Origin of the sequence: Phytobacter sp. V91 (assembly GCF_965644225.1) — a bacterium.
Taxonomy (GTDB): Bacteria; Pseudomonadota; Gammaproteobacteria; order Enterobacterales; family Enterobacteriaceae; genus CBFFRJ01.
This window is the reverse complement of record NZ_CBFFRJ010000022.1, coordinates 13,199-37,416: the sequence shown is the minus strand read 5'-3', so window position 1 is coordinate 37,416 and position 24,218 is coordinate 13,199. Positions and strand designations below refer to the sequence as shown.

Annotated in this window: 9 protein-coding genes; all 9 read right to left on the bottom strand. The window is 57.5% G+C overall.

Features of this window, described 5'->3' with window-relative positions; translation table 11 throughout:
- Positions 1 to 23: 23 nt before the first annotated feature.
- The 9 genes from ACSZO4_RS06745 to ACSZO4_RS06705 all read right to left on the bottom strand — a co-directional run bounded on the left by ACSZO4_RS06745 (position 24) and on the right by ACSZO4_RS06705 (position 24,042).
- The gene (locus ACSZO4_RS06745) at positions 24 to 2,180 is read right to left on the bottom strand and encodes a TonB-dependent siderophore receptor (RefSeq protein ID WP_437888089.1); all 2,157 of its coding nucleotides are present in this window, start codon (positions 2,178 to 2,180) and stop codon (positions 24 to 26) included.
- A 153-nt stretch (positions 2,181 to 2,333) separates the two neighbouring features.
- The gene (locus tag ACSZO4_RS06740) at positions 2,334 to 4,067 is read right to left on the bottom strand and encodes an ABC transporter ATP-binding protein (protein ID WP_437611695.1); all 1,734 of its coding nucleotides are present in this window, start codon (positions 4,065 to 4,067) and stop codon (positions 2,334 to 2,336) included.
- Positions 4,064 to 5,830: an ABC transporter ATP-binding protein gene (locus ACSZO4_RS06735; RefSeq protein ID WP_437888088.1), complete on the bottom strand. Its 1,767-nt coding sequence runs from the start codon at positions 5,828 to 5,830 to the stop codon at positions 4,064 to 4,066. The genes ACSZO4_RS06740 and ACSZO4_RS06735 overlap by 4 nt, the downstream gene beginning before the upstream one ends.
- Positions 5,827 to 11,238 (bottom strand): amino acid adenylation domain-containing protein, encoded by a 5,412-nt coding sequence (locus tag ACSZO4_RS06730; RefSeq protein WP_437888087.1) that lies wholly within the window; start codon positions 11,236 to 11,238, stop codon positions 5,827 to 5,829. The genes ACSZO4_RS06735 and ACSZO4_RS06730 overlap by 4 nt, the downstream gene beginning before the upstream one ends.
- Positions 11,235 to 12,635, bottom strand: coding sequence for an FAD-binding oxidoreductase (locus ACSZO4_RS06725; RefSeq protein WP_114446495.1), 1,401 nt, complete (start codon positions 12,633 to 12,635; stop codon positions 11,235 to 11,237). Before ACSZO4_RS06725 ends, ACSZO4_RS06730 begins: the two co-directional genes overlap by 4 nt.
- Positions 12,635 to 13,345 (bottom strand): VOC family protein, encoded by a 711-nt coding sequence (locus ACSZO4_RS06720; protein WP_181853706.1) that lies wholly within the window; start codon positions 13,343 to 13,345, stop codon positions 12,635 to 12,637. Before ACSZO4_RS06720 ends, ACSZO4_RS06725 begins: the two co-directional genes overlap by 1 nt.
- Positions 13,338 to 15,560, bottom strand: coding sequence for a Gfo/Idh/MocA family oxidoreductase (locus tag ACSZO4_RS06715; RefSeq protein WP_437888086.1), 2,223 nt, complete (start codon positions 15,558 to 15,560; stop codon positions 13,338 to 13,340). Before ACSZO4_RS06715 ends, ACSZO4_RS06720 begins: the two co-directional genes overlap by 8 nt.
- Positions 15,557 to 16,597: a hypothetical protein gene (locus tag ACSZO4_RS06710; RefSeq protein ID WP_437888085.1), complete on the bottom strand. Its 1,041-nt coding sequence runs from the start codon at positions 16,595 to 16,597 to the stop codon at positions 15,557 to 15,559. The genes ACSZO4_RS06715 and ACSZO4_RS06710 overlap by 4 nt, the downstream gene beginning before the upstream one ends.
- Complete coding sequence (locus ACSZO4_RS06705) at positions 16,594 to 24,042, bottom strand: amino acid adenylation domain-containing protein (RefSeq protein ID WP_437888083.1); 7,449 nt, start codon at positions 24,040 to 24,042, stop codon at positions 16,594 to 16,596. The genes ACSZO4_RS06710 and ACSZO4_RS06705 overlap by 4 nt, the downstream gene beginning before the upstream one ends.
- Positions 24,043 to 24,218: the final 176 nt, after the last annotated feature.

Here is a 24,218-nt window from a genome sequence, read left to right as displayed (position 1 = left end):
CCAAGTGTCTGGTGAAGTTATAACTAGAAATCCCAACTCAGCTTCGCTATCACCGCACGCTCTGCCCCATAGAAACAGCCCTGAGATTTGGTAAAGCAACTGGTAACGTACTGACGATCGGTAAGGTTTTGGGCGGTGACCTGAACTTTTCCACCTTTTAGATTGGGAGTCAGATGTCCCAGATCATAATGCACTTCGGCATCCATCACACCATAGCCAGCGGTGCTGAACTGGTTCTCCATCGTGCCGCCTTTGGTGCCATTGCTGAAACGCCCCCCCACACCTGCACTAAACCCGGAAGCAAAGCTGGACTCCGGCGCTTCCCAATTGACCCACAACGAACCGAAGCGGGTAGGTATACGCAGTGGGGTGCGCCCAACGACATCGCGATTGCTGTCCTGGGTATATTCCACATTCTGCCAGGTCATGGATCCGATGATGCTGAACTGGTCAGTCAGCTGGCCACGCGCTTCTAACTCGATGCCGCGGGAACGAATCTTCCCGCCCTGTACCGAGTAGTTGATGTTGTTGGGATCGGTGGTCAGTACTTTATCCTGCGTCAGGTTAAACGTGGCAATGGAAAAGAGTGCTGGCAGCACTTTGGGCTGATACTTCACCCCGGCCTCGTATAGCTCACCACGCGAAGGATCAAATGCATTACCGTTAGCGTCAACGGAATTTGTCGGCTGGAATGATTGAGCGTATGTGAAATACGGGGCAACACCATTATCAAACAGATAATTGACGCCGGCACGCCAGGTTGTGGCTTCATCACGCTGTTTGGTATCTGCGCTGTAACCCATTAAGTCAGTGGTACGCACGCTTGACCAGTCATGACGCACCCCCACCGTGGCGCGCCATTTTTCATAGCTCAATTGGTCCTGAGCATACAAACCGGTCTGTGTATTCATCAGCCGCGTATCCTGATAGTTTTCAGGCGTGCCGTAGATGGCCTGGCCATAAACCGGGTTGTAGATATCCAGCGTGGGGACATCATAAGAAGCGGCGTAATTGCCGTGCCCGGTAAAGCGATCCCAGCTCATGCCAACCAGAAGTTGATGATCAATATCCGCCGTAGTGAAATGTCCGAGCAGCTGATTGTCGAGACTGATGGTATTGAAATGCTCATCAGAAGCGGCTATTGATCGGTTGATGGTACGCATATCGTCCTGCAATCCGGCAAAAATCACTGCGTTATATTTTGATGTCATCTGACTGTAGCGACCATTCAGGGTGACGCCCCAGTCATCATTAAAGTAGTGTTCTGCGCTATAGCCAACAGAGGCCTGCTTACGCAAAAAGGTATTATGATCCGGCTCGCCTGGATAAGCGTCTGTCGGTAATTTACCGTTAGGATTGTATTTGGCCGTACCGGCAACAGGCAGGGAAGTCTGGGCTGCCATTTTAGGATCATTTTGCGCACGCGCATAAATCGTGAGCTTGTTATAGTAGTCAGGCTGAAAAGTAATGGAAGGCGCTAACGCCCAGCGCCGCATTTCGGTGCCCCGCTCCTGACCTTCTTTGGTAGTTACCGTCCCGACCACGCGGTAAAGTACCGTGCCGTCATCATTGACTTTTCCGCCAAAATCGAAAGAGCCGCGCTGATACTGATGATTCCCCCCTTCCAGCTCAACATGGCGAATGGTCTTCGCAGTGGGAAGTTTACTCTGCATCGCGATAATTCCACCCGGACTGGCCAGGCCATACAGCACAGAAGACGGGCCACGCACCACGATAATATTCTCCAGCAGGAAGGGGTCAACCTGTTGATAGCCATAAACAATCCCGTTGTTCATGCGCAATCCGTCGAGAAACTGATCGTTAAATCCGGTGGAACCGTAATTGAATCCGCGAATTGAGAACTGGTCAAACGCACTCACCCCACCCCATTGCTCCGCCGCCACGCCTGGTGTGTAACGCAGCGCTTCATTTAAAGAGCGAACGTTCTGCATATCCATCTGTTGACGAGTAATCACTGAGATCGACTGAGGTGTTTCCAGTAATGGCGTATCACTTTTGGTTGCGCTCTGACTGTGCGTTGCGACCAATCCACTGCTGTCGGCAGATTCGGCGACGACATTCATCGTCTCTTCTGCACTGGCCTGCGATGCCACCATGATTGCCATCAAGGCCAGGCTGAGTGGTTTCAGCGATGACCATTTCCGTGCCCTGTTTTGCATAAGGTCCCAAACCCCCTAAAAGGTGAAATGATAATTATTTGCAATGTTATAACATAACAATTAACGCGTAGTCATCTATTCTGTTTTTTTTGTTGTCAGTACAGGGGGGAATGGAGGCACTCGATATTACTGTGAGTGCCTGAAGAGAAAGGATTATCTGTCGTGGGTAGGATGCTGAGCCTCAATTAATGTCCGATAATGCCCCTCTTTTATGGCCATTAAGCTGGCGTGATCGCCACACTCAACGCAGCGGCCTTGCTCAATAAAGGCAATTTGGTCGGCTGCGCGAATGGTGGATAAACGATGCGCCACAATCACCACCGTTTTATCCGCCACCAGTGCGTCTATCGCTTGCTGTACATGGTATTCAGATTCACTGTCCAGCGATGACGTAGGCTCGTCCAGTAACACGACCGGAGCATCTTTAAGAATGGCACGCGCAATCGCCACCCGCTGGCGCTCTCCACCCGACAACGCACTCCCCGCTTCACCCGCCCGTGTCTCATAGCCCTGCGGAAGACTTTCAATGACGTGGTGAATATGCGCTTTACGTGCAGCGTTGACGATCTCCTCCTGCGTGGCGTGCGGTTTACCTAACGCAATGTTATTCGCCAGCGTATCGTCCATCAGCCACACATCCTGAAAGACCACCGAAACCTGTGCTAATAGCTGATCGGGGGGGATATGCTTTAACTCCGCACCTCCAAACGTGATAGTGCCCTGCTGTGGATCGGCAAAGCGGCTCATCAATCGGGTTAGCGTGGTTTTCCCCCCGCCCGAGGGGCCGACCAAGGCTGTCAGGGATTTTTCCGCAATGTGTAGCGTCACATTCTGGAGTGCAGGTTTTTCCTGCTGCTGATAGTGAAAACTGACATTGTTCAGCGTAATCGCAAAGTGCTGTGGTTGGTGGAATGGCAGTTCAGTGATCAGATCCGCTTCGTTGAGCACCGCATTCACCCGCTGCAACGCCGCGTCCGCCAGTTCAAACAGGCGCACCATGGAAAGCCCCAATGTCAGAGGCTCGACCAGTTGCGCCACCAGCACCGTCAGGCAGAGCAGTGATGCCAGCGGCAACTGTTGCGTTGCGCATAATCCCATCCCCAACGCGACGGTAGCCACCAGAGTGAGCTGGATGATCAGTTGTGCTTTGGCAATCAGCCGCGCAGAATTGCCGCTTTGATGCTGCACCTGATGCTGGTGAGCAAAAACCCCGCGTAAACAAGGCGCGTTCAGGCCAGATCGGCTGCTGGCACGTAACATCGCCTGCCCCTGCACATACTCAACAATGGCTGCGCTGGCTGCCGCATCCACTTCATCAATGCGCAGAAAGTCCTGATTGGCATCACGCTGTGCCCGTCGTATCAGCGGCACGATGAGTCCTGTTCCCGCCAGAACCAGCGCCCCCAGACGCCAGTCCAGCATGAAGATCAACACCAGCACCACCGCAGGTACCACCGCCAGTTGAATCGCCAGCATAGCCAGTGAAGAGAGCGCCGTTGCCGCAAAGGTGACGTTATTGCCAAGGATCGTTGCCAGATCGCCGCTTTTTCGCTGGGCCAGCTGCTCCAGCGACATGGCACGCAAGCGATGTGCCAGCCGCTGACGCATGGCCTCCGTCACGCGATGCCAGTAGTCATAGACAAAAGCCATTTCACGCCAGCGCACCATGCCTTCAAGCAGCAGCAAGACAATGAGCACCACCAGCCAGCTCAGGATGTCACGCACGGGCAGTGCGCCCGGTGTTAACACGAGCGAAAACAGCGGCAGTGTGATAATCCAGCCCGCGGCCTGCAACATCGCCGCCGCCACCGCACACGCTAACGTCCGGCGAAATGGCGCAGCGAACTCCCCTGCCACCGCGATCATGTTGTGATAAATGCGCATCATGCTTCTCCCTCGCGCTTTAACGTCCACTGACTGGCAAGCTGATAGTGCTGCCACAGCCGCGCGTAATAACCCCCCTGATTCAGCAGGTCAGCATGACGGCCTTGCTCAGCCACTCTGCCTTTGTGCATCACCACAATCACATCCGCGTCGATGACCGTTTGCAAACGATGAGCAATAGTGATCACAATGCGATCCGGCGCGAGTTGCGCCAGTGCCTGCTGAATATGCCTTTCGTTGTGTGCATCGAGATAAGAGGTTGCTTCATCCATCACCAGCACGGGCGCATTGCTCAGCAGTGCGCGGGCCAGGCTCACACGCTGACGCTGGCCGCCCGATAACGAGCTCCCTCGCTCACCGATCTGCGTGTTTAATCCTTGTGGCAGTGCCGAAACGATCTCGCTCACCCCCGTCGCGGCCATAACGTGCTGCAACGCTGCATCACTGGCTTCGGGCGCAGCCAGTCGTAGATTTTCCTCCAGCGTGCCACTGATAAGAAACGGCTCCTGTAATACCAGCGCCATCTGCTTCAACAACACATCACTGCGCATCTGGCGGATATCGCAACCACCCAGCATAATGCTACCCTCTGTCACGTCATAAAAACGCGGGAGCAGGCGCGCCAGCGTCGATTTTCCCGAACCGGAAGCCCCGACAATGGCACAGCGTGTTCCCGCTGCGAGCGTGAATGACACGTCGCTGAGTGCAGGCTGCGGCTGATCCGGATAGTGAAAACTGACCTTGTTCAGGCTGAGTGCGTGTCCTTGCGGTTGCTGCGGATGTAGTGGCTCTGGCAGCACGTCCTGCCGCAGCACCTCTTCAATGCTGCCTGAGGCCGCGCCAGCGTCATTCAGATAGTTAGCCAGGTGCACTAACGGTTCGAGCGCTTTGATGGGTAACGTACCCAACATCAACGCCAGCAGCCACTGCGCCAGGGTAACCTGCCCGGCTTGATACAGCACAAAACCTGCTATCATCAGCACCGCAGCCGTCGGTAACGCGGCACCTGCCAGACGATTGATTTTCCAGGGCACTTTGCTACCTGTCATCCAGGTTTCCACCGCCAACGTAAACTGTTGCAGCCGCGCGTTAAAGCGCCGCCAACCCGCGGCGCCATTATCAAAGGTACGCATGACCGCCATACCCTGCACCAGTTCAATCACCCCGGCATTGACTGACTCACTGGCCTCATTGTATCGGCTGCGTTGCTGGGGATTTTCACGCGCCATCATTGCCATACACACGAGGTTTATCGGCAAAAACAGCAACGCCACCAGCGCCAGCCGCCACTGCACCAGCGCCAGCACCAGCAGCGCGGCCAGCGGTTGACTCAGACTGGCACCGATAAACGGCACCGCATCCGCCACCGCAATGTGCAGCGCTTTAACATCCTCCTGGAGGATTTTACGTAACCGCCCACTGCCCCATTGTTGTACCACTCCAAGCGGTAAACAACTGAGGTGCTCCACAAGACGCTCGCGCAGTACTTCCTCTAATTGATAACTGGCTTCGTGAGCCCGTGCTTCTGCCTGTAAGCGTAACCAGAATGCCAGCACCAACAGCAGCACACTGCCGGTGAGGGCGATAAATGACGACGGTGGTAACATCGGGACAGACAGTAATGGCGTCACCGCCCATGCCAGCAGAGCTATGCCGCTGACGTTTAGCAAGCCCGCCACGCTGCCAAAAAGAAGTGCAAGGTTAAGTGAGCGCGCCACCTTCGGCACGCCTGCCACTAACCTGCCAGGCTGGCCCAGTAACTTCATTTCAGTCCCTCATTCACCCGCTGCGCCACGGCTTGTGCGTTGGGCGTATCGATGCAACTGAAGTGATTACCCGCAATCGAAGTGACCTGCAGTTCGCCCAGGCAGACGTTACGCCAGAAGTTCAGCGTATTGTCATCCATACCCGGTGCGAATCCAGAGCCCTGATTGGGCAACAGGAAGCGGATATCGCCGACATAAGTGCTGGGGGTGAAGTGCGCGGCACGGAAACTTTGGCGGAATACGCGGAACAGGCCCAGTGCCATTTCGGCTGGCATCTGCTGACCGGTGAACTGTTCAACACCCGCGACATAACGCGCAAAACGCTCTTCAATCGGTAATGCCTGCATCTGTTGGAAAAACAAGCCCGCCGCGCCGGGTAACTGCGCCAGCGCACCCTGCGGAATGCGGCCATGATGTTGCTCAATCACCTGCATAAAGCCCTTCACTAATGCATCGCCATCGACCTCACCGAAACCGGCCTGCGCCAGCGTAATGTGCAGATTGGGGATAAACAGCGATTCGATCATCAGATCATCCTGCACCTCGAACAGTACCGGATGGCTGCTGATCAGCACCAGGTCAGCGATTTCTGCGCCCTGCTCACTGAGGCGACGCGCCACTTCTACAGCAAACAACCCGCCCAGACAGTAGCCAATCAGCTGGAAGCGGCTATGTCCGGTGGCCAGCAGGCGTTGTGCGTAATCATCTGCCATGCGCTCAACCGCCTGTTGTGGGGACAAGGCGCAATATTGTGCGGTATCGGCAATCACAATGCCGATGACCGGCCCGCGCGGATCTTTCTCCAGCTCCGCCAGCATCGGGCGGAAGCAATCCATGGTACCCAGGCCGGCATGGAACACCACCCGCAGCGGGCCTTCACTCCCGCCCCTCATCGGCAGCAGAATACCGTTGCTGCCCTCAGCCCGCCCCTCGATTTCTGGCTGCAGTTTCTCTCCGGCTTGAGGCGCTGCGGCAGCCGCATCAGGCGCATGCTGCGAACGGATAGCCTGCGCCAGCGCCCGCACCGTTGGGCCATTCAGCATATGACGCAGCAAAACATCAAAGGGTATATCTCCCATCTGCCAGGGGTCAGCGGCCAGCACCTGCCGCAGCTTGCCTGCCATGCGTGCCATGATCAGCGAGTCAGCCCCCAGGTTATACACATCCTGGTCGAGCGCGATCTGTTTAATTCCAAGCGTTTCAGCCCAATGCTGGCACAGCAACTGCTCAAGCGCATCCCCCTGCGGTTGCAGGCCTGGCGGCGTGTCATGCTCTGCAGCCTCCTCGACCCACCAGTTGACGACTGTATTACGATCTACTTTTCCGTTTGCCGTTAGCGGCAGTGCTGCAACCGACTGAATCTGCGCCGGGATCATATAGCGCGGTAATTTCTGTTGCAGCGCATCAAGTAGCACTTGCGGATACAGCGGCAGACGATCGCGTTTGATTTGTTGTGCCAGCAAATGGAAGCCCTGATGATGCAGCACGTGACCTGGTCGCGGCAGGCACAGCACCGGATCACCGCTGACCGATTGCATCAGCGCCTGCCAGCCATGCTGATCAAGATAGCTCTCATGCTGACGTTCGCTGTCTTCCGGTGGCGTCATCATGAATGCCTGAGAAGCCATGATCCACGGACATTCACGCGTCGGCTCCGTCAGGATCACCCAGCCTTGTGGCGCGGTCAGTAACTGGATATTTTCCAGTGCCCGGCGTTGGTCACGGGCGTTTTCCAGTACCCCGGCGGCCAGCACAATATCAAAGCTCTCCGGGCAATAGCCCTGCGTGCGAACATCATCGTCAATATTCAGCAGGCCAAAATGCATGCCCGCTCGTTGGCCGTAGCGGGCACGCGCTTCAGGCAGGAAGAAGGCCGCCACATCAGTAAAGTGGTATTCAATCGTCTGTTCGCTCAACGCTGCCAGCACATCCGCCGTCGTGCCGCCAGTGCCTGCGCCAACTTCGAGGATACGTAAAGGCCGCTGGACGCGCTGCTGTGCAATCAGGCTCGTCAGGGCACTGACAGCCTGGTTCAGGTACTTCGCCATCAGATTTTCACGATACAGCGCCTGCACGTTGGTCAGTTGCCCCTGCGGGAACAGCAGCTTCTGAGCATCAATACGCCCTTCGAGCAGCCCGGAAAGATTCTCCAGGTTGCTGCGGATGTAAGCCAGAAATGCCGGGGCATCGAGCAGAGGTTGCCACAGCGCGTCAACCTGCTGCCAGCTGTAATCAGGCAAAGCGCCAGCCTGCGCAAGCATCGCTTGCCAGCGGCGCACCAGCCAGAAGAAGCGAGAATTCACGGGTGTTTCTCGTAGCTGAGCTTCACTGAACTCATCATTAAGACCATAAGATTGCAGCGTGTCGCGCATCTGTTGTAATACCACAGCATCCAGGGCTGTCATCGCCTGTTGTAACTGCGTAGCGGTGATGTTCTGCACAAGACCTGCGGTTGCGGTATCAATACGATCTGTCAGGCGGTCGTAATCCACGGGGTTCGCTGGTTGACGCTGCGCGCTGACTAATGCCAGAAGTTGTCGCTGGTTACCTTCGCCATGGGGCACCACGCAAGCACTCTCCACGCCCTGTAAAGCGCTAAGCGCCGCTTCGATTTCCCCGGGTTCGATGCGGTGACCTTTGATTTTGAGCTGATTGTCCGCGCGGCCAAGAAATTCCAGTTCACCGTTCGGCAGATAGCGGGCGCGATCGCCGGTCCAGTACAGTCGCTGTTGATCATGCGGATGATGGATAAAGTGGCGCGCAGTTTTCTCAGCATCTTTAAGATAGCCTTGCGCCAGTCCCGCACCGCTGATGTAAAGATTGCCAGGCAACCACACAGGGCAATCCGCCATGTTTTCATCCAGCACGCGGAAGCCCTGATTGCTGAGCGGCAGACCGTAAGGGATGCTGCGCCACATGGCATCACGGCCCTGCCAGCAGTGATAGTTAGACCAGATGGCTGCTTCAGTCGCACCACCGAGCGCTACCAGCTGAAGCTGTGGCAGACGCGTCGCCAGTGATTCCGGCAGCGTTAAAGGGATCCAGTCACCCGAGAGTAATGCCAGTCGCAAACTCGCCAGTTGCTGGTGCTGGAGCGCACTCTCCAGCATCTGCATCAGTGCAGGCACGCTGTTCCAGAGGGTCACTTGTTGTGATTCGATGCATTCAATCCAGTGCGAGGGATCGGTGGCGCGTGCCGGTTCAGGATAGATTACCGCGCCACCCACGCTAAGCGGCCCGAACAGATCATAAATCGCCAAATCAAAGCCGAGTTGCGCCAGCGCCAGCACGCGGTCGGTGGCCCGCACGGCGAAACGTCGGTTGATATCTTCAACTGTATTCCGTACCGCCTGATGCCCCATCACCACCCCTTTGGGCTGGCCGGTGGAACCAGAGGTGTAAATGATATAAGCCGCATCGCTACTGCGTGACGCGTGTGGGTCCAGCAGAGGCTCGCTGGCGTTCAATGCATCCACATCAATACGCCACTCTCCACTGACGCCGCACTCTACTACCTGTTGCTGGGTCAGCACCCGTTGGATACCCGCGTTTGCCAGAATTTGCCGGCGACGTTCCGCCGGCTGTGAGACATCGACTGGCACCCAGACCGCACCCGCCGCCATGGCACCCAACACCGCCACGGCCTGCATTACGCCTTTTTCCAGAGTGATCGCGACCGGTTCGCCGATGGCAACGCCGTGCCGTTGCAGATGGCCAGCAATGCGCAAGGATGCGTCCGCCAGTTGACGGTAAGTCATCTGCTGCTGGGGATCGATCACCGCCAGCGCATCCGGGGTCAGGTGAGCCTGTACGAAGAATGTCTGGTGCAGCCCGCCCTCGGGTAGCGGTGCGCGGGTATCATTGACCTGCAACCGTTGTTCACGTTGCCATTCGGGGAGTGCAACCTGCGCGGTCTGCTGCCAAATCGCATCTTCTTGCGCCATGGCATTCAGCAGTGATTCAAAGCTGGCAAACAGATCGTCGATCATCCCCGACGGGAATACCCCGTCGCGCACATCCCAGTTGACCTGTAAACCGGCAGCACTGTCCATCGCCTGACAGTCGATAAACACCTGCGGCGTCTGGGTAATGCCACGGCCATCCAGTTTGCCCTGCAACGCATTTTCCGCATCGGCAGGCACCAGGCCGATGGCACTGGTAAAAACATAAGGCATCAAAGCGTAATCGCGCCCTTTGGCGCGAGCCAGTTCACGGATCACTTCGACGCCGGAACAAAGGCGATGACCCAGGTCATCATACAATTGCTGGCTGATGGCGCTGGCGCGCTCCGCCCAGCTCATTGGACGGCGTTGATCGACCTCCAGCAGGCTGACCGAGGTGAAATCGCCCACCAGACGATCCACCTGCTCATGCAGCGGCTGACGATTAAGTACCGTCAGATTCAGGCAGAAGTGTTCGCTGACAGACCAACGCTGCAGCACGCTGGCATAGGCGGTTAACACCGCCGCTGTAGGGGTAATACCGCACTGCGCCGCCTGCTGTTTGAGTGCCGCCCAGCGTTCCTCCGGCAGTTGCAAAAAACGTCGTGTAAAACGTGCGGGCTGTCGTTCCTGTGTATCAAGCAACGGGAGCTGCGGCGAGGCTGGCAACTGAGGAATACGCTGCTGCCACCAGGCGCGATCGCGTTGGGCCGCCGGTGACTCATCCCTGCCGCGCTCCGCCAGCAGATAATCGCGGAACTGAATCGTTAGCGGAGGCAACGGCTGGTCAGGATGCTGGTAACGCGCTTCAAACTCGCCCAGCAATAGCCAGATACTGGCCCAGTCGGCAATCAGGAAGTCCATCGATAAATGCAGCACGCTGCGTGCCGGCAACTGCGACAGACTCAGGCTGAACAGCGGCCACTGCTCGGGCTGGTAGAGTCGATGCCCCATCTGCTGCTTCACGCTGTCCAGCAGCGCTTCTCCCTGCTCTGCTCCGCTACTCGCGCAGTCAATGATCAGTTCCGGCACATCGGGTAAAACGCGCTGGCTGCCACTGCGATCAAATACCGCGCGCAGCATGTCGTGTCGCGTGACCAGCTCATTCCAGATAGCGCTGACTCTGGCATGTTGCAGCGGTGGATAATTCACCTCCAGATAAACATGGCAGGCTACACCGCCATAGCCAAAGGCATCATTACGCCCGACCAGATAAGCTGCCTGCACCTGGCTCAGTGGAAACGGTGCGAAACGCGCAGTCTCATCGGCTATGAGCGTGGTCTGCTGCTGTTCTCCGGCGAGAATGGCTAACACATTGGCTTTATGGGCCTTCAGCTTGTGTAAATCATCCGCTGAAATCACACCCTGCGGCGCACGGTAGTTTAGCTTGCCATGCTCCTCCCACAGTTGTGCGCCACGGTTGCGCAGGCGTTGAAGCAGTTCAAAGGCGATGGAATGGTCAGTCATGCTAAATCCTCCTTGCCCTGAGCCATCACGCGGGATGACCGGGGCGGAATATTGACGTTAAAACGCAGGCGATTAGTCGGGTCGAATCTCTGTTTGAGTGCCGCCAGGCGTGCCCAGCCGCTGCCATACGTGGCCTGCGCCCAACGCGGTTCATGGTCAGGCAGCAGGTTGGCGTAAGGACCGCAGCTCACCGCTTGCAGCTGTTGCCAGGCCTCAATGGCGGGTGCCAGCATCGCTGGGTTATCGGGTTCGCCGTACCACTGGGCACAGACTTCAACAAACCAGTTGGCATCTCGATGAGCAAACGCGGTTGCGCCCGCCGGGGCACGGGCAATGGCACCGCCAAGGGCACCAAACACCAGCGAGAAATTCGGGCCAGCACGCTGGAACAGCGCCAGCAGTCGTTCGAGCGTGTCATCATCCAGTTCACGCAGCAGTTCGCCACGGTTGTAAACATGCTGCTGTAGGTAGTTGGGCGCCGAGGGCAGAAGGCGCTGATAATCGACGTAACGCATCGGTTGCAGCGTGTCGCACAACGCGCCCACCTTGAGGGGCGCAAGCACTTGTTCCGCCTGCTCTGGCGCACCAAACCAGGTGGGAATGAGCATGATACTACGCTCAAAATGCAGTGATTCTGGCAAAAATGGCAGCGGCGGTGCCGTCCAGACAAGGGCAATCAACGAGGCCTGATCCGGTGCCTGCGCCAGCCAGTTACGTGCCCGGCGCAACACAACAGGAATGTCCCGTGCGGGCCACGCGAGCACGCCGGCCACGACGCCCTCAACGGGATGCAATTGAAACGTAAAACGCGATACCACGCCAAAATTGGCGCCCGCGCCGCGCAAACCCCAGAACAGTTCAGCATCGTGCTGTGGGTTCACTTCCAGCACGTCACCGGACAACGTAACCAGCTCGCAGCTCACCAGGTTATCGCTGGTCAGGCCAAACTGGCGCGACAGGTCACCAACGCCGCCGCCCAGGGTGTGCCCGGCGATACCGATCGTGGGATTACGCGGGCCGGGTACCGCCAGACCGTACGCCTGTGTTGCCGCATCCAGTTCGCCCCAGGTGGTCCCAGGGGCGACGTGCGCCAGGCGTTTATCCGGGTCAATAGTGATCTGATTCATGCGGGACAGATCAAGCACCAGCCCATCCTGGCAGGTGCCGTAACCGGCCACGTGAGCGCCACCACCGCGCAGCGCAACCGGCAGTTGCTGATTCTCCGCCAGTTGCAGTGACTGTTGAATATCCTGCACGCTGACGCAGCGCACAATCGCGGTGGGCCGGCAGTCAATACGGGCATTACGTACCCGGCGAGCAACTTCGTATTCCGCATGCTGCGGCAACAGTAAATCCCCTTCCAGCACCTGCTGTAAGGCAGAAAATAGCTCGCGCATTACGCCTCCTGCGACGGGTTAAATAACGACTGAATAAAATCGGATGTCTGCGGCAGTGCCTGCCACCCCTGTAAAACCACGCTGCTGACATAGCGCCGCTCACCGTGCTGACTATTGAGCCAGCGGTCCGCAGGCAACAGGCGTTGCAACTGGCAGTGGCTGGGCAGCGGTATATGAAAATCCACCCGGGCCACGGCGCGTGCGCCATTGGCATGCCGGACGCAAACCGGCCGCTGCAGCGGGTGGTAATGAGAGACGATAAACGGCAGATGGTTACCGCGCGGCATCATAAAGCAGTAGTTCACCCTTTCACCCTGTACCGATTTACGGCTGCCGTTTACGACGCGCGAACCTGCCAGCGCCTGCTGACGCAAATGCTGGCTGACGTTATCCAGGCTAAGTGGCGCTTCGGGCTGATACTGTTCAGGTTCCAGAGCTACATCACACCAGCCCTCGCCAGCTTGCGCCCAATCTCTAAGACGCTGACCGGCGCTGGAACCGAAGCGCCAGCCAAAGGGATAGCTCAGCCAGCGGAACCAACGCGGCAGTTCAAAGAACTCCAGAAACGGCCCCTCTTCAAACCACACCAGAGCATTGTGTGCCCGAGCCGGATCGCCCCCCCACTGCACGCTGAACCCAGCCTGTTCAAGCTGGGCTACGCAGGCACGAATGTTATCGACTTTGCAGAGAATATGGCTGCACCTAAGCATTGCCTGGCCTCCGCGCGATAAACAGACACTGTCCGAGCGGTGCGAGCACATGCCCCTCGTCGGGCAGGCAAGCCTCACAAATCAACCCGGCGCGCTGCAGCAGATCCTGCCACTGCTCTGGTGAGAGAAAACGCTGTTCACTGCGCTGCCGGTCGTCCTGTGGTGGCGGCATCATAAAGGCCTGTGAGGTGAGAATTTCCACATGTTCCCGCGTCGGTTCGGTGATTAGCATGACGCCGCCCGGTTGTAACACCTCAGCCAGCCAACGAATGGTTTGCTCGCTGTTCTGTGCATTGTTCAGTACCCCCGCCATTACCAGCAGATCCTGGGAATCTGCAGCGACGCTTTGTTCGGTCAGGGGGCGGTCAATATCGATCAGTGCAGTCGAGAGCCAGGAGAGATGGCTATAGCGCTGTTGCGCATTCACCAGGAAAAAGCGTGAGACATCGCTAAACAGCCAGTTGAGCGGCGGCGTTTCCCCATACACCTCATGCAGCCGTTCCCGTACCTGTTCGGTGGTGGCACCGGTGCCTGCGCCAATCTCCAGTACTTTTAGCGGTGCCGCTCGCTGGCTGAGCTGCTTCAGGACCCAGTCGGCAATCAGGGTGTTGAGATAACGGGCGGTGATGGTATGGCGATAGACCGCATCGGCTATATCGTTACGGCCTTCCGGGAACAGCAACAGTGCCGCCTTCTGTTCGCCGCGCATCAGCTCACCCAGCTTTTCCGCGTTTTGCCACAGATAATCGATAAATGTGGCAGAGCCCAGGCGGTTGTCCCACACCCTGTGCACCGCCTGCCAGCTGTGATGCAGCTCGGTATAGCCGATCGTTCGTCGGCAAAAGTAGTGCGCGCCTCGTTGCATCACCAGACCGGCATCGGCCAGCAGCATCAGCCAGCGTCCAATCAGGGCGTGATGCGCTTCGGCCACCTGGAGTTGTTGCAAAATCCCTGGCAGGTCGTGACCCTGATCGGGATGCGTCAACGCGCCTCCCTGTTGCAGACTAAACAGCATGGCGTTCAGGCAAGCTTCATCCATCCGCGCGACAAAATCCGTCACCTGCTGAGCAGTAATGCCACTCACCAGCAGCTCTGCCCGCTGGGTAAAATCCCACTGTGGGGTGGCTTTGCGTTCCAGCCCGGTCGTGACAGGCAGCAAGGTACGCGCCAGAGGTTCAAACCGCTGGTCCGGATTTAGGCGCGGATAGCCGAGTGTTTTGGTCAGCGCCTGCCACATCTGACATTGAGCTAACAGGGATTGCGGACTCCAGCGGGGGGCATCAGGAGACAGGATGCTCTCCGCCAGCGCCAGTAAATCCTGGGCAATGGCTTCTGGCCAGTGTTCCGCCAATGTGGTGCGCCAGCTGGCACGCTGGACCTCGCCGATAATGGCGCTGGTCTCTTCCATCAGATGTGCTGATTGCGGGCTGCTAAAATCGCGGTCGCGTTTTACCGCCTCAGGGATATGCAAACGCGGGAACCACATCACGGGTCCATGTGTATCGATCAACGATAACCGTCCCGCGGGCAAGCCCAGCGTGATCTGTTGCAACAGCTGGAAATGGTTGTCAGGGTCCTGCGGATCGACTTCGTTATGTACACTCAACGTTAAGGGGATTCCGGCCAACTGTCCCTGCACCACCTGGAAAGGTGCCTCTGGTAATTGTGCCTGGGCATGAAACTGCCACGGGCGAGGTGCACCAAGGGCTTCCACCAGTATCGCGATCAGTGGGAACGCCACCTGGCTGGCACACGCAGCATCAATAAACTGAAGCTTTTGCCGCCGCAGTAGGCGGTGGGCAGACTGAATGAACTGCTGCACCGCCGGCAGATGTGGATAGAGGTTGCCGACCCGATACTGCACACCGAATTCACGCGCTGAGCGCAGGTTCGCCACCACCTCATCATGATGTACGGGCTGCTCCTGAATGATATGAATGCACCTGGCCATCAGTTGCTGTGCCAGAACGCTGCCTGCACCGCCCATCACGGTAGCACGCAACACCACGCAGGCCAGGTCAATGTCTTCAGGTAATGAGGCGATATCGGTGTAGAGCGGAATGTCATAGCGTTGCGCGCAATCACGGCTACGTTCGCTGCCGCTCGCCAGTAGCCCCACCACTTTAAAGCGCAGTGGATAACGCTGCAGTGCTGCCAACCAGAACTGGCCAAAAGTGGAGCCACACACCAGCACCTTTAACGGTACCGCGTTCATAGCGCACCTCCGCTCATTTCGTTTAAATGCTCAATCCCGCGGTCAAACAACTCAATATCAATACCGATTTGCTCCTGGCAGAACAGCAGCATGAACGCTTCGATATCGATGCATTCGGCTGCCAGCCCCAGGACTGGCTCAGGTGACTTCAGCAGCCATTTAGCGCATGCCGCCGCACAGGCGGCGGTTAACTGAGCAATGCCCGGCGCTCTCAGCAATAAGGTTAACGTGGTGCTAGTGCCCTGACGCACGCCATCTACCTGGATCAAAAAGTTAACCCATGCATGTCGACCCGCCACATCCAGTGTCGCCCCCTCCACCACCGCCTGTATTGCTGCCTCTCGTGGTAATACACGCGCTGTTTCTAACGCGCGGGCCAGGTGTTCACCATCAAGTGCGAGATACCATCGACTGTAACGAAGCGCCAGTTGTTCGGTGACCCGGAGCGACTCCTCATCTTCATACGGCTGCAGCAGCACCGGGCGTGGAAAGAAAGGCAGGATGACGTTGGACTGTCGCCGCGGCAGGGTATGCTGAGAGGCTGGCGTGCGCAGCACACCCTCAAGATAGTCTTCTGCTCCGCCTGGGGTGAAACGATCAAACACGCCAAACCAGCAGTGCAACACATCGACGCGGTCAAGCGTACGCGCCAGCCACACAGGAAGAATGCCGGACAAGCCTGGCAATGCGCCTGCTGCGAACAACGCGCTGCCCGGATGCCGTCCAACCGGAGGTTTTAACGCTGCCGGACAATCAATTCCTCCTGCGTCAACCAGCGGAATACCTGCGGCATGCAGTCGGTTCGCCACCTGTTGTGACAGCCGTGCCGAAGGCGCAGCACAGTTCACGATCAACCGACAGTCGGTGGCGAAAGCCATGAGACTTTCTTCGTCACTTACATCCACATAGCAGCTTTGGGCCCAGGCGACAGGTTGCGGGTGACGCCCTCCCACGCGCAGCGAAGTTTCCCCCCACTGATGCAGGATACGTGCGACCTCGCTGCCTACGGTACCAAATCCTCCCAAAATACCAATCACAGAACACCTCCTTCCATGGTGGCAGCCTGAGCCTGCTGTGCCTCAATCCCGGCAGCCATTGCCTGCAGGCCAGGTGCGCTAAAGATTTTTCGCAGCGCGATATCGACGGCAAATTCATCACGGATAAGGTTAATCAGGCGTGTGGCCAGCAAACTATCCCCCCCTAATTCGAAAAAGCCCTGCTGGCGGCCGATGTGCGGCGTAATGCCAAGTAATGTTCCCCATAGCTGAGCTAGTTTTTCTTCAGTTTGACTGAGTGTTTCCTGCTGTTGTTGTGACCTGGGCAGATTGTCATACAGTGATTGCAGGCGCTTACGATCAACCTTACCGTTTGCGGTCAATGGCAGATGTGTCAGCAGAACCAACCGCTCCGGCACCATGGCTTTGGTCAGTTTTTCCGCCAGCTGACTCGACCAGTTATCGGGCAGCGTATGATGATGTGAAGGGCGTAGAGTTAAAGTGGCGGCGAGACCGCTGAGGTTGCACTCACAGGATGTAAAACCACTGGCCTGAGCTCGTTGCAGCCATACCGCGCCAGTACGCAGCGGATCTTTTCTGCTATTGCCATATCCTCCCGCCAGCAGCCCGGCGCTGATCATGGCAACCGGTGTCAGGCACTGTCGCTCCATCATCCACAGCTCTCCTGTAGGCCTCAGCAACTGAGAAGCTGCCTTCAGCCCATGTAAGGGTTGGATGTAGCGGTGCAACGCATTCGCCGCCAGCACGATGTCAGCCGAGTTTTGCAGTTCTTCCGGCACATACAGTTCATTCAGCAACATGAAATCGATCTGATGACCACTGTTTGCGAGTTGAGCCCGCGCTTGCTCCAGCGCCAATGGGGAGGATTCCAGCAAGGTGTAATGCACGCTGTCCTGCGGCAGGCGCGCCAGCAGCGCAGCGCTGTGCTGACCGCTGGCCCCGTTGAGTTCCACGATGTTGATCGGCTTGCCGCTCTGGTGGTGCAGGCTGTTAACATGCAGCGCCAGCTGTGACAACCATTGCCGTGTCTCATCATCCGCGGCCGACAGGCTGGCAGGGCTGAATACGCTGTCGGTCAGCAGTGCGACATGGTCCTGCTCACCCCGCAACATGGCGCGCCAGCTGGCATAACGGGTGCGTGCCGCAACGATCTGCGCCGTTTCAGGTCTGGCGATCACGGCAGCGGTTCCAGTGGCAATGTAGTGTGTATCCTGTGGCTGAACCACACCACGCGACACCAGCCATTTCAGCCACAGCTGCAGCACCTGCTCGCCCTTTTCATCGGGCTGAAGCGCGTTCACTTGCCAGACGGCACCGACTTCCGCGGGCAGTTGCAGGAGCTCCGTCAGAATGTGTTCGACCACCGCTGATTCATACTGCAACAGACCGCGTTGAGTACTGTCAGGATGGAATACCTCATCCTGCTCGACACGGGTAGGGGTGTGGGGGGCGACGGCAGCTACAAGTCGCTGTGTGATGCCATCGTGCCACAATGAGACCACCGCCTGGTCGATGCCTTTAAGCGTCTGCAATGCCTGTTCAACCTCACCGGCCTCAATGCGATGGCCGCGCAGCTTCATCTGCGTATCCAGTCGACCCATGAACTCCAGCGTACCGTCTGGCCAGTAGCGGCCGCGGTCGCCGGTACGATACCAGCGCTCGCCATCAAGCACAGGGAAACGAGCCTCAGTCAGCGCTGGATCGCCGAGATAGCCGCGAGCCAAACCCGCACCGCCGATGAGCAGTTCGCCTTCCACCCAGTCAGGACAATCGGCATTGACCGCATTAAGCACACGCCAACGCTGATTATGTAGCGGGTAACCATAAGGGAGCGAACGCCAGTCAGGTTTGATCGTGGTCACCGGGAAAATGTTTGACCAGATAGCGGCTTCAGTGGCGCCCCCCAGCGCCAGTAAACAACATCCCGGGGCGCTCATTTGTAATCTCTCTGGCAGCGACAGGGGGATCCAGTCACCGGAAATCAACGACGCCCGCAGCGCAGGCAACGTGACGTTCTGCGCGGCTGTCAGCAGCATCTCCAGCAGCGCTGGCACCGAATTCCACAGGGTGACCCGATGAGTTTGCATTAAGTGTATCCAGTGAGCTGCATCGCGACGGTACTCCTCATCCACCATCACTAGCGCAGCCCCGCAGCCTAACGGCGCAAACAGATCAAATACCGAAAGATCAAAATCGAGTGCCGAGAGCGCCAGAATGCGGTCTTGCGGCTGTATCGCCAGTCGCTGGCGCAAATCGTGCACCGTGTTATGGCTGGCGGCGTGGCACATCTCAACGCCTTTAGGTTCTCCGGTCGAGCCAGATGTGAAGATGACATACGCCAGCTGTTGGGGAGAGATTGCTACCGGATGAGCCAACGCCGCGACTTCCGTCTGCACAGCCTGATCGCCGGTCAAGGGCGTGTCCTGATCGAGCATCAGCCGTACGTCAGCCCGTTGCAAAATCGCCTGTTTGCGTGCCTGTGGCTGATCGATACCAATCGGTACCCAACTGGCCCCCGCAGCCAACACCCCCAGCACCGCGATCACCTGCTGCGGGCCTTTCGGCAGTGAAATCGCCACCCTATCGCCCGTCAGCGTCCCCTGCAGTTGCAACCAGTGCGCCAGTTTCAGCGCCTGCTGTGCCAGCTCAGCATAAGAAAGCTGACAGGTTTGCTGCTCTTGCATCCAAATCAACGCCACCTGCTGCGGTGTCTGACTGGCCTGATGGAAAAAAGCGTGATGCAATGTTTCCGCTACATAGGGGCGATGTGCAGCGGCAGTGATTGCCTCTCGCACCTGACGCTGGGGCACAGGCAAGAGGTCGGGAAGCGACTGCAGCCAGTTATGGTCACATAAATGATGGATGAGCTGCTGATAGGCGGTGAACATCGCATCCAGCATACCCGCCGGGAACAGAACCTCTACCGCATCCCAGACCAGCGAGACACCGCCTGCCAGCTCGGTTAACTGGTGATCCAGCCAGACCTGCGGCGTTTGTGACAGGCCATAAACGGGTTGACTGAAGATGCCCTGCTCCGGTTCTGCGCTAATTCCCAAAGCGCTGGTAAACACCACTGGCATCACCAGTTCAGGCGCCTGATGCAGACGAGCCAGTTCACGGAGTACCTCAACGGCTGAGAGCGAACGGTGATCCAGCGCGCTCCACATATCGCGTTGTACCTGGCAAACTTCATCCAGCCAGCCGCCGTCGGCATGACGACACGGCACCAAAACCAGCGAAGTGAAATCACCCATCACCTGGGTCATATCATCGTGGCCTTCAGGACGATCAAACAGGGTCAAATTGAGGGTAAAGTCCGGCTGATGGCTCCAGCGCCGCAGTACTGTCGCAAATGCGTTGAGCATCACCGCTGAAGGTGTTACACCGTGTTGGCGGGCTTTTCGCATCAGCTGCTGCCAGCGCTCCGAACCCAGCCAGTACTCACGGCGGGTAAACTTCGGTACCGATATCGCTTCAGGTTGCCGGGCCAGCGGCAACTGCGGAGCCAGCGGCAGGTGGTCGAGACGTGGCCGCCACCAGTCCCAGGCAGCCTCACGTTGCGCCTGCTGTGGCAGGCGTGCCAGTAGCGCATCACGGAACTGAACAGCGGGGACGGTCGGCAACGAACGCTGATGATAGAGCGCGTCCAGTTCCTGATAGAACAACAGGATACTGAGCGCATCAAGGATCAGGTTGTCGATAGCAATTGCCACTCGATACTCTTCACCCCGCTGCGCCACGCTGACGCTAAAGAGCGGCCAGTGCTGCGGATCGAAGCTGTGTGAGGCATATTCTGCGCGTTGCAGACCAATGTTATCTTCACCCGGCTGGTTGAACAGCGGGATCTGATAGTGCGGCACCTCTTTTTGAACCTGCTGCTGGCCGTTACTGAATACCGCCCGCAGCATGTCATGGCGCACAATCAACTGGTTCACCGCGCGTTCCAGTTGTGCGAGATCCAGATGATTAACCTCAAATTCACGATAGAACGTACAGCCAATGCCGCCCAGCGCAAACTCATTTTCCCGGCCAAACAGGTAAGCCTGCTGCACATCCGTCAGCGGGAAGGTATCGTAACGCCCGTTAGCATCATGAACGATGGCAGGCGTGGCGGTTGTCGGTTGATTGCCGCTCAATGTCTGGCAGAAATCTGCCAATACCGGATGAGCAAAGAGTTTTGAAAGGGTAACATCGCTAAATCCCTGGCGACGAAGTTCTGCCACGGCACGGGTAGCCAGCAGTGAATCACCGCCTGCCATGAAGAAATTATCCTGACGACCCGGTAATATACCGAGTGTTTTATGCCAGATCGCAGCCACCTTTTGTTCTACACCTGGCAAGGCAGCCTCGTAGGTATGGGCCGTTTCCGGTGTAAGGTCGGCCAGTAACTGTCGCAGTAAATTGCGATCAATTTTGCCGTTGTGGCTGAGCGGAAGTTCAGACAGTGCCACCAGTCGTTCCGGTACCATTTCCTGCGGCAGATAACGTTGCAGATGCTGACGCAGCGCCGCACTCTCCACCGGCTGCTGGCTGGTATAGGCCGCCACCAGATGTTGTTCATCATCGAGCAGAACAATGCCGCGTGCCACGCCTGGGTGGGAAATCAGCGCGGATTCAATTTCGCCCAGCTCAATACGGTAGCCCCGCACTTTCACCTGATGATCGCGCCGCCCCAGAAACTCCAGAGAGCCACTGGGGTGGTAGCGTGCTAAGTCGCCGGTGCGATACCAGCGTTCACCCTTCTCTACGACAAAACGGTCGGCGGTACGCTCGGGATCGTGGCGATAGCCCAGCGCAACGCCTGCGCCGCCAATCCACAGTTCACCGCTGACCCAGTCACAGCGATCCCGGCCCAGGCTGTCCACGACACGGCAACGAACGTTGTTAAGCGGATATCCGTAAGGCACCGAGCGCCATTCAGCCGGCACAGTGGTGATCTCCTGAACCGTCGAGTGGATCGCCGTTTCAGTCGTGCCGCCCAGCGCAATACAGCGACACTGCTCAGCGACTATGCGTAACTTCTTCGGCAAATCAAGCGGGACCCAGTCGCCGCCCAGCAGCACAATCCTGAGTGGTAACGTAAGGTTATCCGCAGCGGCACTGGTGAACGTCATCTCCGCAATGGCGGGCACACAGTTCAGTACGCTGACCTGATGCTGCCGTATCAACGTCACCCAGCGCTGCGCGTCGCGCCAGCTCTCATCCTCAATGCATACCACCGCCCCACCCACTGACAGCGGCGCGAAGATATCGTACACCGCCAGGTCAAAGCTCAGCGCCGACACCGCCAGAGTGCGCATGCGATCGCCCAGTGGATAGCGGCGGTTAAGATCGTCGATGGTGTTTTTAGCTGCCAGATGGCTGATCTCCACCCCTTTCGGCGTGCCGGTTGAGCCAGAGGTGTAAATAACGTAAGCCAGATGCTGCGGATCGCTGTGAGTGACTTCCGCCAGAGGGAGCCGCGAATCTTCATCCGGTAGTTGGTCAATAACCTGTTTCACCCCGGCATTTTGCAGGATGGCTTTAATGCGCTGCTCCGGTTGCAGGTGGTTGAGCGGTAGCCACGCAGCACCGCTGGCAAGTACCCCCAACACCGCAATGATCTGCTCCTGTCCTTTGGGCAAAGCGATCGCCACCAGTTCCCCTGGCTGCACGCCCTGATTGAGCAGATGCGTCGCCAGGCGGCGTGCACGTTCAGCCAACTCACCATAACTGAGCACCTGATGGGGTCCAAACAACGCGGGAGCTTCCGGCTGCAGCTGTGCCAGACGAAAGAAAGCGCTGTGCAAATCGCTCTCAGGTAAAGGGGCATCGGTGGCATTCGCCCGCTGGCGTACGACCTGTTGTGCTGAGGGTAACGCACTCTGCACCGACTGTTGCCACGCCTGTTCACTGGCGATGAGTGCCTCAATCAGCCCTGTAAATTGATTGAACATCAAATCAAGCATGCCCGCTGGAAAACGGGACTCACGCGCATCCCAGTTCACCAGAATACCTTGATTTAACTCGGTAATTTGCGCATCCAGCCACACCTGTGGCCCCTGTGAAACAATCCAGCCGGGCTGCCCAAAGGCCTGCTGGACGCGTTCGCTGAACAGCTCTCCCAGTCCCAAAGCGCTGGTAAATACCACGGGAGCAAACTGCTGCTGACCGCGCACGCGTGCCGCTTCACGCAGCACTTCTACGCCGGAAAAACAGGGATGTGCCGCATCCTGACGGAACTGCTGTTGCAGGCGTTGCGCGCGTTCAAGGAAACTGCCGGGGTTGCTGCCCCGCCATTCCAGCAACACTGACGAAGTGAAATCTCCCACCAGCGCAGGTACGCTGGTGTGCAGGGGTTCACGATTGAACAACGGCAGGTTAAGAATGAAATCTTCGTCGTCACTGAACTGTGTCAGCATTTCGGCAAACGCAGCGGCAATCATCATCGGCAAGGTCAGTTGATGTTCACGCGCACTGGTCTCCAGCTGTTGACGGGCCCTGGCATCAAACCAGCGATGGCGACGGACCACCGTCTGCTGCGCATTGTCCGGGTTTAACCCAACGCTGGGTAACATCGGTGCGCCAGGCAAATCGGCTAAACGCTCCAGCCACCACTGCTTGTCTTGTGCGTAGCGCGCCTGCTGCTGCGGTTCCTGCAGCCAGGCGTGGCGTAGTTGTTGATACTGGCAATACGAGAGATCCAGCACAGGCAGCGGCTGTTGCGGCTCCAGATAGAGCCTCGCCAGATCGTCCAACAGAACGCGCAGGCTCAAGGCATCCGCCGCGATCATGTCGAGATTAAAATGCAGGCGGCAACCACCACCGAGGGCGGCGGGCTTATGCGTCACACGCACATCAAACACCTCGCCTTGCGCAATATTTAGCTGGCGATGTGACAGCGCGGCGCGAATCGCCTCCATTCGCAGGGTGGCGGTATCTGCTGTCTCCTGGCGTAAATCATATTCCCTAAGCCCGGGCCACTTCGCGTGTTCAAGAACCTGCTGCTGCCCCTCCTCCAGAATGGCCACCCTTAGCATACCGTGACGGGCAATCAACTGATGTACCGCATTTTCCAGGCGTGCAACATCCAGTTGCGGTAGATCGAACTCATGGTAGAAATGCGCAGCAACGCCCCCCAGATGCTGAGCACTGTCGCGTCCCACCCAGTATGCATGCTGCATGAGCGCCAGAGGGAAAGGTTCGTTTTCATCTGTGCCTGGCAACACTGCCTTTTTTTCCTGCTCCGCGGGTGGTGTTTGTTTCGTCATCAAAGCCAGCCAGGCATCCAGGCGTGGCTGTTCAATCAAGCGGGCAAACGACACATCGTAACCTTGCCGACGCCACATAGCGGCCAGTTTCATCATCGCCAGTGAGTCGAGCCCGAGGCCGATCAGGTCGCAGTCATTAGCGAGGCGATCCGGCAATATGCCGGGGAGAAAGGGGGCCATATCTGTGCATATTTTGTGCTGAAGGGTACTTGCCATAGTCCTTGTCCTTCTCTCAATTACATCATAAAGCCATTAAAAAAATTTATATCGCAGGGTTGGCTTAACGTATTGCCGCAAATATTTATATGTTATAACGTTACTGAAGACAAATATAAATGATAATCATTATCACGATGGTTTTTTAATACAATTTGTAAATGACGGGATGAAAA